Genomic DNA, 16179 nt, shown 5'->3' with positions numbered 1-16179 from the left:
GCCTATTCTTCATCGAGCGTGCAGACTAGGCGAAGGAATCGTGCGCCAGTTACAGGTTGTTCGATGGCGGCAGTGACGTACCGGCCGTCGACCTCGAATTCCTGAACCACATCAGCCTCTAGCCAGGGACCAACGAGGTTGTCACTGGCCACAACTTGGTAGGAAACGTCGTCGCGCCCGCGATAGTATTTCAGTTCAAGCATGCCGGTGTCGTCATTGACGCTGGGCTTTGGCAAGCGGGTTTCAGTGATGTACTCCGGGTGAATTCCTAATGCGTAAGCCAGCAGGAGAGGGTGCCCCACCTCAAAAGGATCGTTGAGAAGTGATTCCTCCGCATCGAGGTCCATCTGGAGCAACCAGTCTTGATAGAGATGCAGACTGCTCATGGTGACGGTGGAACTATAGCTGGAAAAGCCATACTCATTTTCGGCGCGAATGCGGAACTCATATTCGGTATCTGGCTCCAGGCCTTTTACGGCTACGGGAAGCGGCCAGTCTTCCACCGGGAAATTGAGCATACTTTGCCAAGTTGAGCTGCCAACTGGACGTCCCTCAATGTAGTATTTCGATGCAAGAAACGGGTCATCCCAATACAGGAAAATCGTCGACGCCCCCTGGGCGTGTGCTTCGAGATTCAGCGGAGCATCAGGGGTTTGGGTGGCGATCATGCTGATCTTAAAGTTGTCGATCAGCATCTGGTTGGAGCCAGGGGAGTTGACGGACGAGATATACCAATAGCATTCATGGTAGGCTAAGCCATTGGTTTTGTTGTTAATTGAGACCGGCAAGCGGTTCCCTAATGCCGTGCCATCCCTCCGAAGTGACCAATAGCCTTTGGTAAAGTCTATTTCGACTTCCATGTTATAGGTCGTGTTCAGACTGAAGGTCCGGTTGAGTGGTTTGAGTATGAGGTCTTCATTATAGTAGTAGATCTGGCGAGTGGGCATGTAGACTTCGAAGCCGAAGAGGCGCTCGCCATTCAAGTTAAAGAATTCGAAGCCGAAGGCGTCCTTGGCTTGGGCTGCTGTCGAATTCAGTCTCAATTTAAAGCTAATGAGCGCATTGGCGTTGGGGTCTTCGAAGTAGATGCCGCTGCCATAGGCAGCGTCGAAGTCTGTGCCTTGATACCCTGTGCCGCCGATACGCAAAAGACGACTGCCATTGAGTTGCGTGCTGGAAATGACTTTGATGCCACTGCTGCTGTCTGTCCACCAGCCATTCTGACCGTTGATCGCGCCAGTCGCGTAGCCCTGATCTGCCTCAAAATTGGCGAAGTAGAGCACGGTATCCTCCAAAAATGCGCGGTACGAGCCATAGGGCTCGGTGTAGGCGGATCGCTGGCTGCCTTTTACCGCGCAAACCCGGTAGTAATAATAGGCGTCGTCCAGAGTTTCATCATAATAGTAGGTAACATTTGGAGCGGTGGTGGCGACCAGTCGCCAGTCGCTTTCGCCATATGCACTGCGCTCTATGCGGTAGCCGGTTTCGCTGTCCGCCAGGTCATCCCAGGATAGCCAGGCGGAAATGTAGGAAGTCCGTGTCATGAAGAGGTTATCCGGAGCGGCGGGCAAGTCGTCGTTTGACGTGCCGTAGAGCATCAAAGTTGCCTGGGCGACTTCGCCAGACTCGCCGTCCTGGTTATCTAGAATGCGGAGCGTCCATTTGCCAGCGGCGTCCTCTCCCCAGAAATGCAAGCTCCCCAGGGTGAAATCAAAAATGTGGTCCTCTTCGTCCAGATCAGTGGTGTGGAGCAGCAGGCTGGATGTGCCACTGGGCGAGATTAACTCGACAGAAATATCGCCCCGACGGGTATGGAAAATGGTTAGCCGCATTGTGGCGTGCTCAACCCGGAAGTCGACATTGGGGATCGTGAAATCAAGCTCCAATGCGGTCCCGTCGTCTGGCACATCAACGGGCAGCACTATGCTGTCGTCTACGGCAGCTATGCTTTTACGCTCTCCCAAAGACGTCCAGCTTTCGGCGAGGTCCACAGCGGCCTGAGCGTCGATCAGCCCTGCGCCGTAGCGGCGGTTAAATTGAAAGGGGGTGTCTGCTGCGTTGGTGAACCAGCCGTCGTCATCCACATCGACTTGCTGTGCTGTACGGAGTAGGATTTCTTGAACATCGCGCCAGTTGAGGTTCGGATTGGCCTCAAGCATGAGTGCGACAACGCCCGAGACGATCGGCGCCGCGCCTGAGGTGCCGCTGAATGAGTTGGTGTAGTCCAGATCGTCAAGTTCGTCGGGCAGCGCGCTGTGGTTGTAGCCGTCGTCGCCTTGCAGGTCGGTAGTGATTAAGCCTCGCGTGCTTCGGTCGTAAGAGGGCGCGCAGACGGTTAAACAGGCGCCTGGCTCTGAATAATATGCGGCCTCGCCGAATTCATTTACAGCGCCTACTGAGATTGTGTAGGGAGACGCATTGAAGCCGTCGCGGTTAGAGTCGTCATTGCGAAGACCGCCGTTGCCTGCGGCCCAGACAAAGATCGTGCCTTTGCCTCCGCGCCCCTCTTCGCAAGCTTGTTTGAGCGCGGCTTTGGCGAGCGGACCAGGCTCGGTAATGATGTCGCCAAAGCCAGCGGGGCCCCAACTGTTGTTTTTGATGTCGATCGTCTGCAGGCCGTGTAGGAATGCTTCGGCCTCGGTGACATCCTCGGCATAGTCTCCGATGAGCCGGATGCCGGCAATGTGCGCCTCTGGCGCCACGCCGCTGACGCCAATTCCGTTGCCGCCACGCGCCGCAGCAAGTCCAGCCACTGCAGCGCCGTGCTTGTCTTCGCCGGATGAGGCTCCATCGTCCTCGTCTGGTGTGAGCAGATTCGGGCTGGGATCGTTGTCGCCATCGCGAAAGTCGTAGTGCAGCGATGACTCCAAATTAGGCAATAAGTCTGGATGGTCGATAGGCAGGCCGTCATCCACAATGCCAATGACCACGCCTGCACCGGTATAGCGATCCCAGAGATTGCCCAAGTTGATGTCGTAAATACCCTCGTCGGGATCATTTAGATGCCACTGGTCGGGCAGGAGAGGGTCGTCGCCCAAGATGCGCCTTTCTTGCATCCGGGCAAACTGCCGGTCGATTGCGAGAATTTCGAGGAACTCATCGACGCGGGACTCCAGGTTATCAATGTCCTCGTAATTGCGGAGGCGGAAACGGTAAATCTCACCCGGGATATTGACTTGGCCCAGGTTGTCGGCATTCAGCGCCTCGGCAATGGCGTCGACGTTGGCGCTGGGTTTGAAAGTGACCACGAATACATCAGACAGAATCCGGCGAGTGAACTCATTGCGCGTTTTGCCGACTTCGTAATAAACGTCACGTGATTCGCCTCGACCAGAGGTGCTGCGGGCGCGATGGGTGGGGGGCGCGCCAGCTACTGATGATTTCTCAATGCGCTCTGCGACTGGGCCTTGCGTCCAGTAGGTTTCATCTGGGGCCAGCTCAAACTCCTCTACGCCCCGCGCTTTCAATGGATGGCAGACACTGCATAAGAGCAGGTATACCATCGAAGTATAGTTTATTATTCTGAAAGTGTGTGTCATACGCAAAAGCATGGGTGCAACTTCCTCGGCAAGGCAATCCACAAAGTGAATTTTTTTGGCAACAACTAGTTTCAGGTCGATAGGGCATTGGGCTTAGGGTGAAAATAACCGATTGCCTTAATGACGGCCAAGGTTAGAATCCGCTCAAAAATTCACATCTGCTATGGCTGAAACTGAACTCTCTGCACCATTACGTCGGACTCTGCTCCTTAAAATCATCTCCAACAAGGAGCCGCAACCAAATGATGTCGATGATATCATCGAGCTCACATCGAGTAAGATTGTTGAGTTGCTGCAAGCTCAGTCGATGACGTTTTATCTGGTCCAGGGCAGCAAGATACGTTTCAAACATGTCTATTATTCGCCTTCGTTGTGGGGTGATAACAAGGCCCGGGAGCAGGAATTCCTGGCAAAGGAAAAGAAGCTCAAGGAATTAGAGCTTCCCGTTGGCACTGGCATTGTCGGGAAGGTAATCGAGCGCGGCGAACCGGCGTTTTTCTCCCTCTCCAAGGAGAACACGCGCCCGATGTTCAACATGTCCAAGGATACGGGTTTTGACGTGAACTCGATGGTCACCGTTCCGCTGATCGGGAGCAAGTGCATAGGCGCGATCCAGGTACTGAATAAAGAGCCCGATGCGATTCACCCTGAGTTTCGCCGTGACGACCTCAAGGTGCTGGAAGAAGTTGCCGAGTACACTGCGCCGCTAATTCAGCGTCTGATCGACCCGAAGTATGAGATGCCGGATGAAAAGCTGGCAATGTACATTGCGAAATTTACGGATTCGCGACTGGTGCTCGACAAGGATGAGCTTGAGATCGACGAAAAGCTGTTGGAAGTCTGCGGTGAGGATTTAATCAAGAAAACCGGTGTCGTTCCGACGAAGAAACTCACGCCGACCAGCGTGGCTGCAGTGATGATCAACCCCTATGATTATCACTCGCGTGAAGAGTTTGAGCGGGTGTCCGAACTGCACTTGGAGGAGGTCCTGGTCGCGCCAGAGTCGCTGATTAATGATCTCTTGAAGGAATATTTCCAATCGGCGGCAGCGCCGGAAATGAAGACTTCCGATGACGAGGAAATTTCCGGCTTGGTCGATGTTATTGGCGCTGAGTTCGAACAGGGAGGGGACCCTACTGGCGCGGGCGGCGATCTGGAAGACGAAGATTCGGCGCCCATCATTACCTTGGCGAATCGCATCGTGGAAGACGCCTATGTTCTCGGCGCATCCGACATCCACGTCGAGCCCCAGGAGAATGACCTGATCGTGCGCTACCGCATCGATGGCGTTTGCCAGGAAAAGCTGCGTTTGCCCAAGCAGGTGGCTGGCGCGCTCAGCGCCCGTTACAAAATCATGTCCGAGCTGGATATTGCAGAGAAGCGACTCCCGCAGGATGGCCGTATTGTTTTTAAGAAATACACGAAGAAAAACATCGATATCGACTTGCGTGTCGCGACCGGGCCAATGAATTTCGGTGAGAAGATCGTCATGCGTATTTTGGATAAGACCAAGAGCGCCTTACCGATCACTGCATTGGGTTTCTCGGAATACAATCTTTCGAAATATCGAGACTGCATTCGTCAGCCTTACGGGATGATCCTGCACTGTGGACCGACTGGTTCCGGTAAGTCCATGACGCTGTTCTCGGCTTTGCGTGAAATCGCCACACCGGATATCAATATCCAAACGGCGGAAGACCCGATCGAATACACCATCCCGGGCATTAATCAGATGCAGATGCACAAGCAGATCGGGTTAACTTTTGCGCGGGCGCTGCGCGCTTATTTGCGTATGGACCCCGACATCATTCTCGTTGGGGAAATTCGAGATCAGGAAACGGCAGAAATTGCGGTTGAGGCCGCGTTGACTGGCCACTTGCTTCTGTCGACCTTGCACACTAACGACGCGCCTTCGACGGTTGCGCGTTTTACGGATATGGAAATCGAGCCATTCATGATTTCCGCCTCGCTTCTGGTTGTTTGCGCCCAGCGCCTCATGCGCCGCGTCTGCAAAAGCTGTAAGGAGGAATACATGCCAGAGGGCAATGAGCTGGAAATCATGCGCCGGGCGCTTCCGGACTGGGAGCCGCATCCGATATTCCGAGCATCGGAGGGTGGCTGTAAGGCCTGTGGTGGAAACGGAATGAAAGGTCGCGTCGGCATCCATGAACTGATGCAGAACAGCGAGGACTTGGTTCGCGCCATCAATGAAGGACGGGAAACCGCTGACCTGAAGCGCATCGCTATGGCGACTGGCATGTATACTTTGCACCAAGACTCGATGCTTAAGGTCACCGAAGGCACGACAACTATTTTGGAAGCAGTCAGCACAGTTCCGCCAGACATGTCTACGACGGATTCTGACACGGCTAAAAAACAGCAGGAAAAGCACCACCAGGACGAGGAACGCCTTAAGGAGCAAGAAGCCCTGGAGATTCGTAAGAAAAAGGCAGATGGGGAGCCCAAGCCCCAAGCTCAGGACGATGCGGACATGGCCGAAATCCGGAAGTTGGCTGAGTCTGCCGCTGCTGCGCCTGAAGAAGATATCATGTCAGACATTGGCTTGGACGAGGAGCTGGAAACAGAGGCTGGCCCAAGCCAGCCTGCTGCGAGTGATGACGACTTCGATGACTTTCTTCCGAAGGTTTAGAGCTAACATGAAGTTGCCGGGTCCAGCAACTTCATGTTATCTTTAGTCTTACTCAGCGACTACCGTTGGCGACGCCGACAGGCCGTCGTGACGCATACTGCTAGCAGGCCGATAATCACGACGTAAGTCGATGGTTCTGGAACGTTGGTCAATGTGATCGATATTTGGTCATTGCCGTAGTTGAGCAGAAAACGGTCGGTATCGCCGGTGACGTCTTCGCCGTTCCAGGTGATCGTCTCGAACGTACCACTGAAGTCCCCGGAATCATCGATATCTTCGATCAAAACGTAAGTGCCATCCAAGGCGATCGTGCCAAAAAGCGCGAGGGTTACGCCCGTTTCAATGTCGAGACTCGGGTTGCCGTTGAAGTCCGTTTCGATCTTGTCGTTATCGCCAGGGCCTCCCGTGCCGATATCCATCGCCAAGGTTGATCCGGATAGGAACGTTGCACCGGAACGTCCAGTGGATTCGGAGACGAACGTGAGGGCGCCGATCTGAGGAATTAAAACACCGTCACCTCCAGGCGCAATAGTGCCGCCAATGAAGCCATTGTTGAATTTGCGAAACTCCAGTGCGCCAATGCCGCCAAAGGTCGATGTTGCAGAAGTTGTCCCATTGCCAATATTAAATGTGCCGTTTTCGCCAGTTAGCAAAGTGCCAGTGAATCCGCTGGTGTCGCTGGGGTTGCCTCCGACATCCTCAGCATTGACTATGATCAAGCCATCGCCACTGATTACATTACCGTTATTTCGGTTGTAGTCACCTCCGTTGATAACCAGTGTGCTGCCTGCGACGACCTGCCAGTTCCAAGTGTCGCTACTGGAATTAACACTCATCGTATCGACCGATACGGTATTAACGCCCGGGACATTGTTGTAAATGCCTTCGATGCCTGAGCGAAAAATGAAGCCGCCGCCCGTGCCGCTGCTAATCGTCCAGCCCGCGCTATCGAATTGGATTTGTTGGATGCTCAAGACGGAGGTTCCAACATCTGGCTGATTTGCCATACCAGTGGTCGAAAAAATCGCAGTGTCGTCAATGCCTGGGGCGCCGTTGTCCCAGTTTGCAGCATCGGTCCAGTTGCCCGAACCGGTGGAGCCCGCTCCAGTCCAGGTCGTGACATCTCCTAATGACAGTCCAGTTCCGAGAAGTGTGGTCGTGGTGAACGCAATTAATTTTTGTGGGGTAGGGAGGGTAATCTTCATGGTAACAATACTAAGTGAGGTATATATGTTGTTTGATTAATGCTTTAACTATACGCGTTATGTTGGGTGAGAATCAAGGAGAATTTTGCAATTTCCTAATGATTGCGCTGTGTTGGACGCTTGAGCTGATTCTACTGGAGAGTGTGGGTAGTTGGCCAACCCGCATCTTGGTTGGCATGTGATGGGGTTCTACTCGCTATTACGTTCTGAGCGGGTAGTTGGCTGCTGGAACAGCCCGATTAAAATGCCTGGGTTGAACTCGATGTCTTTAATCAATACATCCGCTTGCAATTCATCGTCCAGGTAAAGCTTACGCCGATGAGACACGTAGACGCCGTCGACTTTGCGGTAGTCGTCATAAGCTATACGATGCTCCACACCGTTCAGACGGGTGACGGTGTAAGCAATTAAATTGCTGCTCATGTCCTGGTAGCATGTGGTCGTGGGCCGCCCTTTCTCGTGGATTTTGTATACGTCGTAAGTCTCACCAGCAAATACATCCCGGGTGAGAGAATCTGCATTGAGCAACACCGATTGTCGATCTTTGGAGTATTCACCGGTCAACAGATATTTTTGCGGAGGCAGGTCGAAGTCGACATTGAGCATAAGGGATGGATTCAGCGCTGGGTCCAACTCAGAGACCTGGATGCTGGCGCCGTGTTTTTTCAGTTCCTGCCAGGCGTTTTTGCCATCGAATCCGATGATAAGTTGCGTGTTGTCAGGCAGATCGTAGGTAATTCGGTAGTAGTCAGGCCGCCGTCCATAAAGACTGAAAGGAATGGTTCGATCTGCCAGCTTCATTTCGCCATGCATGGAAACAGCGGCGAGGCGCTTCAATCGTTCATAGCCGCCCAAGGCAGCCGTGTTGTCTTCGATCTGGGCAACCGCAGGATTCAACACGCCAGAGGCCCGACTGGCGGTGGGCCGCGACACCAACGATGCGGACTCGGATTCTGCATCGGTTAATAAAGCCTGAGACTGGTCAGTTAATCGGTTATAGGCGAAGATGCCCACGCCAGCTAGAATGGCGAGAAAGACGCACACCATGAGCACTGGACGGCCTCGCTCCCAGGCTGAGTCGCCCTCCAGCAGATTGTCGGTCGGCATCGAGTGCTCTTGGTCTTCGGCTTGTTGGACGGCTTCCCGAAGCAAGTCCCGGCCACGTCTTGGCTCTTCGCCACTCAGCCCTGAGGAATCCTGTACGCGTGCATGCGTTTTGTTTGCATCGGGATCGGGCGCCTTCGCTTCTTTGGGCCGCGTGTTGCCGATGGAAAACCCTTCCTGGAAATGGGTAATCGGAGGCGTAATGGGCGCTGGTTTGGGTGTCGGTTGATTCTCCGGATTCTTGTCGAATTTGGAGGCAATCGTGCGCCTGTCGCTCAGTGGCTTGCGCTTCGAATTGTCTTCATCCGGGGTGTCACTCATGCAGGTAGGTTTATTGCGAAAATTGCCTGTGGTCAAGGCCGCCTAGGCATCTCCAAAATCATAAACGACGAAGCGCTTTACGAAAGGCTTCACTCCTTCGTTGATGAACTTCAAATGGTCAGGATGCGCTTGATACGCATCGGCTGCAGCTTGGTCGACGAAGTCCATCGAGATGGCGACAGCAAAACTGTCGTCCACTACGCCGCGTGGGCTGGGAACTGCGGTTCCAGCGCGAAAATTGCCACATCCCGGAATCTCACCGAGTTTGCGTGCGGCAACCAGCAGTTGTTCGCGATTTTCACCGTAAGGCTTGTCCAGCCAGAATACAACGACGTGGGTAATCATGGCGTCAAAATGCCACCGTTCTCTCAGAATGCAATTATGTAAAACATATTGAGACGTGGATTGAAATTCGGCCTTAATTCGCTAAATTTAGATGATGGTTTCAGTCGCTCCAAAGTCGGTTTCTGATGCAGAGTTGGAGATCGCGCTTGAACGTTCGTCACAGATGACAGCGTCGCGCATGCTTTTGTTGGTATTCTGGGGGCTCATCATCGCCAAATGCACTTTGCTGCAATGGGCCATCATTACGCACAATGTGCCAATTGATGGCGGCATGTTTGTCTGGCTGCCTTCCTTTATTTTTGGCGCCGTTTGCACTTTTGTTTATGGCAAGGTTACGCTGGAGGAATTTCACCGCACGCCGCTGACGAGCCGACTGGTGCGTGGCATCTGGGCAGCCTGCCTTGCAGCAATGGCCATTTTTGCTGTGGTTGCCTTTGGCTTGGAAGACCTGAACCCTTTTTTACTGCCCGCGATATTCGCCGTACTCATGGGCGTAGGTTTTTTCATCCAAGGCATGATCGATCCACGTCCATATCTACGCGGTGCCGCCATTGGCTGGTGGCTCGGCTCGATTTGGCTGTTTTACACAGTCAACGCCGATTCCCTCATGTGGCTCTCGGCAATGATCGTCACGCTACAAGTAATCCCGACAACGCTCCTTTTCTGGCAAGAAAAGAAGCGCGCAAACGGGTTACGTTCGGCGGCTTAAAGGCGATCAGCGATCTCTTCGCGATTGGCGTAGGCGATGGCGGTTTCTGGAGTGATTTTGCCTTCGTGAACCAATTCCAAGAGAGCCTGTTCCATGGTGAGCATGCCTTCGGCTCCCTTGGTTTCCATGGTCGAGTAAAGCTGTGGCAATTTATTACTGCGGATCAAATTGCCGACGCCGGAGGTATTGCGCAGCACTTCCATCGCAATGATGCGGCCGTGCCCACTGGCCAGAGGCACCAGCTTTTGGCTGATCACGGTGCGCAGGTTCATGGAGAGTTGTGTGGTCAACTCACGCTCGCGACCGGACGGGAACATATCGATCAGGCGCGTGACGGAGCCGATTGCGTCGCGGGTGTGAACCGTGGAGAAGACCAAGTGACCGGTTTCAGCGGCGGTGATGGCGAGCGCGGCGGTCTCGACGTCACGGATTTCCCCGACAAAAATGAGGTCCGGGTCTTCACGCAGTGCGCTGCGCAAACCGCGGGCAAACGAATGCACATGCACGCCAACCTCGCGCTGCGAAATCATGGCCTGCTTGCTTTCGTAAAGGTATTCAATGGGGTCTTCGAGCGTGATGATGCGGTCAGCACGCGTCTCATTGATGTAGTTGAGTAGAGCGGAAATGGTCGTCGACTTACCACTGCCAGTGATGCCGGAAATCAGCACCAGGCCTTGTTTGAGGCTCACGAGGTCTTCCCAAATGTCGTCATAGGGGAAGCCTACGCGATCAATGCTGGGCGGCTTGGGCGGCAGCATACGCATGGTTGCGGCGGGGCCGTGTCGGTCCATGAACACATTGAGACGGAAGTTGTAGGTTTCATCGTCGCCCACAAATTCGTAGCCGCAGTCGATGTCGGCTGGGCCACCAGCCTGCAATTCGGCGACACGATCCGGCACAAGCAGGGGGTAAATCAGGTCCTCAAAAACTTCACGGGTCAGCGCCTCACCGCCTGGAATCGCCACCAGGCCTGAGTCGAGGCGGTAGCGAATCGGCTCACCGACTTTAAAGTGGTAGTCGGAAATACGGGGCAAACCGTCCACCATGTACTCCGGGTCAGTGATGCTGTGGAGCAAGTCACTGATGCTGAACAGGTGGCCGCCGGCGTTGTAAGCTTTTTTATGGGGATCTCGTAAATGTTCCATGTCTAACGGGTTAACGCTGCGGCATTTCTATCACGTCACAAGCACAATTGCAGTTTCTTAAGTTCTGTATTAAACGGTCGACTAATTGCATTGCCAAATTTAACCGCACATCCTATCACTAGAACTTTTTACTCATAGATCATGTTGCAGGAAAACCAAAGCCACACCGATGTCCGCGATGACAAGTCTCGCGGCGGTCTGAAACGCATCTGGAACGCGATGTTTTACTCATTTGAGGGCATCGGATCCAGCCTGAAGCATGAGTCTGCGTTCCGGCAGGAAGCGTTTTTAGCGTGTATTTTGATCCCCACCGCAATCATTCTACCTGTAGGATTGTTGGGCAAAGCGCTCATGATTGGGTCGATCTTTCTCGTTCTCATCGTGGAGCTGATGAATTCCGCCCTCGAATGGACCGTGGATTACATCTCCCAGGAAACGCACCCCTTCGCCAAGCGCGCGAAAGACATGGGTAGCGGCGCGGTATTCTTCGCCCTGTTGAATGTGGCCGTCATGTGGGGCCTCGTGATCACCGAAGCCCTCCGCAGCGGACAGATTAGTTTCTGAGGAGAGGAAAGAGGAAAAAGATTAAAGGAAAAAGGGGAAGCTGTTCAGGCTTTCCCTTTTTATTTGGCAAAATGCTCTGACCACACCTTTTGTCTTAATCGGAGGTAGTGCTGCTTGTTCTTAACAGGCAGTTCCATCCTCAATGTTTAGTAGTAACCGTGCCCGTTAGGGATAACGGATACTGCCCCATGTCATTCAACGCGAAGTTAAAGTCCAGCAAGCGCCCACTTCAGGAAGGCCAAAACTTTAATCTTTAATCTTTTTCCTTTAATCTCCGCTGGCAAAGCCAGCGGCCCCTACATTTTCTCCAAGGTCTGGATGCCCAGTAGGTGCATGCCGGTTTCGAGGACCGCCAGCGTGCGGGCGCAGAGCATTACGCGGCGCGCTTTGACGTCGGGCTCGTCGACCATGACGTGGTTCGCGCTGTAGAACGACGAAAATTCGCCCGCCAACTCGAACAGATACGTGCAAATGTGGTGTGGGCGCAGGTCGCTGATTGCCATTTCGAGGGCAACCGGGAAGTTGATCAACTTGCGGACCAGCGACAGCTCTTCCGGCGTTGCGAGGCCCGAGGAGCCGTCTTCGCCTGCGCCAGGCTGGAGGCCCATTTTGCGGAAAATGCCATGAATGCGCGCGCCCTGCATCTGTAGGTAGGGGGCGGTGTTGCCTTCGAAGGCAAGCATCTTGTCCCATGAAAAAACGTAGTCTTGCGTGCGATTCGAGGACAGATCGGCATACTTAACGGCGCCCACGCCAACGGCTTCCGCAATGGCAGTTTTTTCGTCGTCGGTGAGGTCGGGCGTCTTCGTCTTGTCAGCGGCAGCGGCAGCAGCGCGCTCCACGGCTTCGTCGAGGAGGACGGTCAAGCGCATGGCGTTGCCGGACTTGGTCTTGTACGGCTTGTTATCTTCGCCGAGGATCGTACCGAACCAGACGTGCTCGAGCTGCGGTTTCGGGTAATCCTTGCACGCAAACCACTTGTCGACCGTGAGAAATAGCTGCTGGAAGTGGTCCTGCTGGCGGCCATCGGTGACATAGATGACCTCGTCTGCCTTGAGCTCTTCGACGCGGTAAAGCACTGTCGCGAGGTCAGTCGAGGCGTAGTTGCTCGCGCCGTCCTGCTTGCGAATGTTGAACGGGTAGGGGCGCTCATTGTCGCGGGCAAATTTCTTCACTTCGTCGTGCCAGACGACTAGTGCGCCATCGCTCTCTTCGGCAATCTTGCAAGTGGTCAACTCATCATAAACACGGTCAACTTTGTCGCGGTAAAAAGATTCGCCCAAGGTCAGGTCCGGCTTTACGCCGAGACGGTCGTAGTTGCGTTGGAAGGCGCTGTTTGACACGGCGACGATCTGCTCCCAGATCGCAGTATTTTCCGGATCGCCTGACTGAAGCAAGACCAGCTCATTGCGGGAAATGTCGCGCACCGCTGGGTCAGCTTCCTCGAGCGAGTTCCCCAGCTTGTAGAGGCGCTCGATCTCGGGCAATGCGTCTACGCCGAGCGTGCTTAGGTCGACGCCTTCCTTTTTGATCGCCATGATCAGCGTGCCGAAGTTCGTGCCCCAGTCGCCGATGTGATTGTCACGGGTTACGTTGGCCCCGCAGAAATCCAGGATGCGCGCCACGGCCTCGCCGATGACCATAGGGCGCAGGTGGCCGATGTGCATTTGCTTGGCGGTGTTCGGGCTTGGGTAGTCGATGATGATCTTACGGCCCGCAAAACGGCTGGCGGCGCCGGCCTTGAACGACGACTCGTCGCGGAATTCCTTGAGCCAGTCCTGCAGGATACTGGGCGCAATGCGGAAGTTAATGAAGCCCGGGCCCGCGATTTCCAGCGCGTAATCCATGCCCTCGGGAATGGTCGGCGTTTCACCTTTTTTCGGCTGGATCAATGCACCGTTAAAGCCGTCCAAGCCCAGGAGTGCATCGACCAGATCCGTGGCAAGTTGGCGTGGATTGGCCTTGGCTTTCTTGGCGTAGGGCAGGACGCCGTTGGCCTGGAAGTCGCCAAAACGCGGGTCCGCCGGGCGCACCTCCGGCGCAAAATCATCGCTAAAGGCGTCGAGTCCTTGAGCGGCTTGGCGCAGCAGCGCGTCTAGTTGGCGTCCGAGATCAAACAATAATGCCATCCGCCCTAGACTAGCGATTGCGGCGGGAGGTCAAGCTTTTGGCGGCGGCTTGTTAAAATGCCGTGCTCACGAGCCCGCCTTCGACGCGGATACTGGCGCCGTTGGTCACCGAGGCCAGCGGACTGGACACATAGGCCACCATATTGCCAATTTCGCGCGGGTCGATGAACCGCTGGATCAGCGAGTTCGGTCGATTCTGCTCAAAGAACGCCTTGACTGCGCTTTCCTGGTCAAGGTCCGGGAAAACATCTTTGATAAATTTAGCGACACCCGGCGTCCAGGTGGGACCGGGGAGGACACTGTTCACCGTCACCCGAGTGCCCTTGGTCATTTCGGCTAATGCCCGGGAAATGCCGAGCTGCATCGTTTTGGTGGCGCTGTAGTGGGCCATTTCCGGCGCCGGGCTGATTCCTGATTCGCTCGAAATGAAGATCACGCGGCCTTGGTCACGTTCAAGCATCCCCTTGAGGTAATGCCGCGTCAGGCGGACGCCGGACATGATGTTGGTTTCGAAAAACCGCTGCCAATCCGCGTCGGTTTCGTCAAAGAAGCCCACGGCTTCAAAGATGCCGAGGTTGTTCACGAGTATATCGACTTCGGGCAGTGCTTCGATGATGTGTGCGCAGCCTTCGGCTGTTGCGGCGTTGGCGACTAGCGCGATCAGCTTGGCGTCCGGCTGCTCGGTCAGAATTGCTTCAATGCCCGCTTCCACACTTGCTTCTGTACGGCCATTGACTACGACCGTAGCGCCTTCGGCAGCCAGGGACTGCGCGATGCCCAGGCCAATGCCGGAGCTGGAAGCACTGACGAGCGCGACTTGATTGGAAAGTTTCAGGTCCATAGTTGAGTCTCCGTTTTAGTCTGCGAAAGGATAATCGATGTAACCCTCGGGCCCAGAGGTGTAAAACGTGTCTGGGCGATGTTCGTTGAGGGGCAAACCTTCGGCGAGACGGCGCACCAAGTCGGGCGTGGCGATGAAATCTTTGCCCCATGATGCGGCGTCGGCATCACCTTGCAGGATAACGGATTCCGCAGTTGCGGCGTCGAGCTGTTGATTGGTCACGAGCACGCCGCCAAACTTGGCCTTGAGCTGCGGATAAATGCGGGGCTCTTCCTGTGATTCGCGGGCAAAAATGAACGCAATGCCGCGCTCTTGCATGGCCTCGGCCACATAGCCAAAGGTCGCGGGCAAGTCGCTGTCGCCCATGTCGTGTATGTCGGCCTTGGGAGCGATGTGCAGGCCAACGCGATCCGGACCCCACACGGAGATCGCAGCGTCGACGGCCTCCAGCATCAGTCGGGCGCGGTTTTCAATGGAGCCGCCGTATTCGTCTGTGCGGTGGTTGGTGGAGTCTTGGAGGAATTGGTCGAGCAGGTAGCCATTCGCGCCATGCAATTCCACGCCGTCAAAGCCAGCGCGTTTAGCGTTTTCCGCCCCCTTTCGATAGGCTTCGACGATGTCCTTGATCTCTGAAACTTCCAAGGCGCGCGGGGTCTCAAAGTCCTTCATCGGACGGACGAGACTGACGTGGCCTGCGGGCTTGATCGCGCTCGGGGCGACGGGGAGGGCGCCATTCAAGTAAATCGGGTCCGAGATGCGACCCACATGCCATAGCTGCATAATGATGCGGCCGCCCTTGGCGTGCACGGCGTCGGTGATGAGCTTCCAGCCTTCGACCTGCTCATCGCTCCAGATGCCCGGCGTGTCCGGGTAGCCGACGCCCATCGGGTCGACTGAGGTGGCCTCAGTAATGATCAAGCCCGCTGTCGCGCGTTGCTGGTAATACTCGGCCATCATGGCGTTGGGCACGCGGCCTTCGTTTGAACGGCAGCGGGTGAGGGGGGCCATGATTATGCGGTTGGGCAGTTCCCAGGCGCCTACTTGCAGTGGAGACAAGAGAATCGATTTTTCAGAAATGGTGTCGCTCATAATTATTGTTCTAATTTCATCGAACAATATTCGAGGAAAACTAGCGCGTCAAATTGAAGTTCGCATTTTTTCGAACTATTTTAGAGGATAGGAAAAATGAAGACTTACGAACACCCTGAGTTGAAGCAAGTAGAGCTGCCGACGGTGATGCATGCGCTTTCGGACCCATGCCGCATTACCATCATGCGGGCGCTTCTGGATCAGCCCAACCTTGCCTGCAATGAACTGCCAGTCGAAGTTTCCAAGGCAACGTTGTCTCATCACATGGAGGTCTTACGCGGCTCCGGCCTGATCGAAACACGCGTTGTTGGGGCAAAGTGCCTGAGCTCAGTCCGTGAAGAGGAAGTCGAGGCTTACTTTCCCGGAGTGCTCGGGCTGGTCGCGAATGCCTAGTGTTCCGTTAGCTTAGTTCTTGGCAAAACCATACTATGCATCATTCTACGTTCATGGCACGACCAGGCCGCCCGAGTGAGCCCATAGATTTGAACGATTCAGACCGCGCTGAGCTGGAGCGATTGAGCCGTGCGCGCAAAAGCGC

Annotated in this window: 12 protein-coding genes; 4 read left to right on the top strand and 8 right to left on the bottom strand. The window is 54.8% G+C overall.

Features of this window, described 5'->3' with window-relative positions:
• Window positions 1-2 precede the first annotated feature (2 nt).
• Window positions 3-3503: a S8 family serine peptidase gene (locus RBB63_RS17175; protein WP_309386218.1), complete on the bottom strand. Its 3501-nt coding sequence runs from the start codon at window positions 3501-3503 to the stop codon at window positions 3-5.
• A 199-nt stretch (window positions 3504-3702) separates the two neighbouring features.
• Here RBB63_RS17175 and RBB63_RS17170 point away from each other — a divergent pair, with 199 nt between their 5' ends.
• Window positions 3703-6189: a GspE/PulE family protein gene (locus RBB63_RS17170; protein WP_309386217.1), complete on the top strand. Its 2487-nt coding sequence runs from the start codon at window positions 3703-3705 to the stop codon at window positions 6187-6189.
• A 59-nt stretch (window positions 6190-6248) separates the two neighbouring features.
• Here the strand turns inward: RBB63_RS17170 and RBB63_RS17165 are convergent, their stop codons facing one another.
• From RBB63_RS17165 to RBB63_RS17155, 3 genes are all read right to left on the bottom strand, one after another.
• Window positions 6249-7394 (bottom strand): hypothetical protein, encoded by a 1146-nt coding sequence (locus tag RBB63_RS17165; protein WP_309386216.1) that lies wholly within the window; start codon window positions 7392-7394, stop codon window positions 6249-6251.
• A 189-nt stretch (window positions 7395-7583) separates the two neighbouring features.
• Window positions 7584-8819, bottom strand: coding sequence for a hypothetical protein (locus RBB63_RS17160; protein ID WP_309386215.1), 1236 nt, complete (start codon window positions 8817-8819; stop codon window positions 7584-7586).
• A gap of 42 nt (window positions 8820-8861) precedes the next feature.
• The gene (locus RBB63_RS17155) at window positions 8862-9164 is read right to left on the bottom strand and encodes a Dabb family protein (RefSeq protein WP_309386214.1); all 303 of its coding nucleotides are present in this window, start codon (window positions 9162-9164) and stop codon (window positions 8862-8864) included.
• A gap of 91 nt (window positions 9165-9255) precedes the next feature.
• On the opposite strand from RBB63_RS17155, the gene RBB63_RS17150 reads away from it, so the two are divergent.
• Window positions 9256-9873, top strand: a complete 618-nt coding sequence (locus RBB63_RS17150; protein WP_309386213.1) for a hypothetical protein — start codon at window positions 9256-9258, stop codon at window positions 9871-9873.
• On the opposite strand, the gene RBB63_RS17145 is transcribed toward RBB63_RS17150, so the two are convergent.
• Window positions 9870-11018, bottom strand: coding sequence for a type IV pilus twitching motility protein PilT (locus RBB63_RS17145; protein ID WP_309386212.1), 1149 nt, complete (start codon window positions 11016-11018; stop codon window positions 9870-9872). The two genes, RBB63_RS17150 and RBB63_RS17145, sit on opposite strands and share 4 nt — an antisense overlap.
• Before the next feature lie 141 nt (window positions 11019-11159).
• Between RBB63_RS17145 and RBB63_RS17140 the strand changes: the two genes are divergently transcribed.
• Window positions 11160-11582 (top strand): diacylglycerol kinase, encoded by a 423-nt coding sequence (locus tag RBB63_RS17140; RefSeq protein ID WP_309386211.1) that lies wholly within the window; start codon window positions 11160-11162, stop codon window positions 11580-11582.
• Window positions 11583-11878: 296 nt separating this feature from the next.
• Here RBB63_RS17140 and argS read toward each other — a convergent pair whose 3' ends face one another.
• The 3 genes from argS to RBB63_RS17125 are packed head-to-tail and all read right to left on the bottom strand — an operon-like array spanning window position 11879 to window position 15641.
• On the bottom strand, window positions 11879-13711 hold the full coding sequence (gene argS, locus RBB63_RS17135) for an arginine--tRNA ligase (RefSeq protein ID WP_309386210.1): 1833 nt from the start codon (window positions 13709-13711) through the stop codon (window positions 11879-11881).
• A gap of 52 nt (window positions 13712-13763) precedes the next feature.
• Window positions 13764-14552, bottom strand: a complete 789-nt coding sequence (locus RBB63_RS17130) for an SDR family NAD(P)-dependent oxidoreductase (protein ID WP_309386209.1) — start codon at window positions 14550-14552, stop codon at window positions 13764-13766.
• A 15-nt stretch (window positions 14553-14567) separates the two neighbouring features.
• A complete protein-coding gene (locus tag RBB63_RS17125; protein ID WP_309386208.1) occupies window positions 14568-15641 on the bottom strand; it encodes an alkene reductase in 1074 nt (357 codons plus the stop codon).
• A gap of 96 nt (window positions 15642-15737) precedes the next feature.
• On the opposite strand from RBB63_RS17125, the gene RBB63_RS17120 reads away from it, so the two are divergent.
• On the top strand, window positions 15738-16034 hold the full coding sequence (locus tag RBB63_RS17120; protein ID WP_309386207.1) for an ArsR/SmtB family transcription factor: 297 nt from the start codon (window positions 15738-15740) through the stop codon (window positions 16032-16034).
• Window positions 16035-16179: the final 145 nt, after the last annotated feature.

This window comes from Cerasicoccus frondis, from assembly GCA_031296915.1.
In the GTDB taxonomy this organism is placed as follows: Bacteria; Verrucomicrobiota; Verrucomicrobiia; order Opitutales; family Cerasicoccaceae; genus Cerasicoccus; species Cerasicoccus frondis.
The sequence above is the reverse complement of the archived record's forward strand: the minus strand, read 5'-3'. Positions and strand labels throughout refer to the sequence as shown.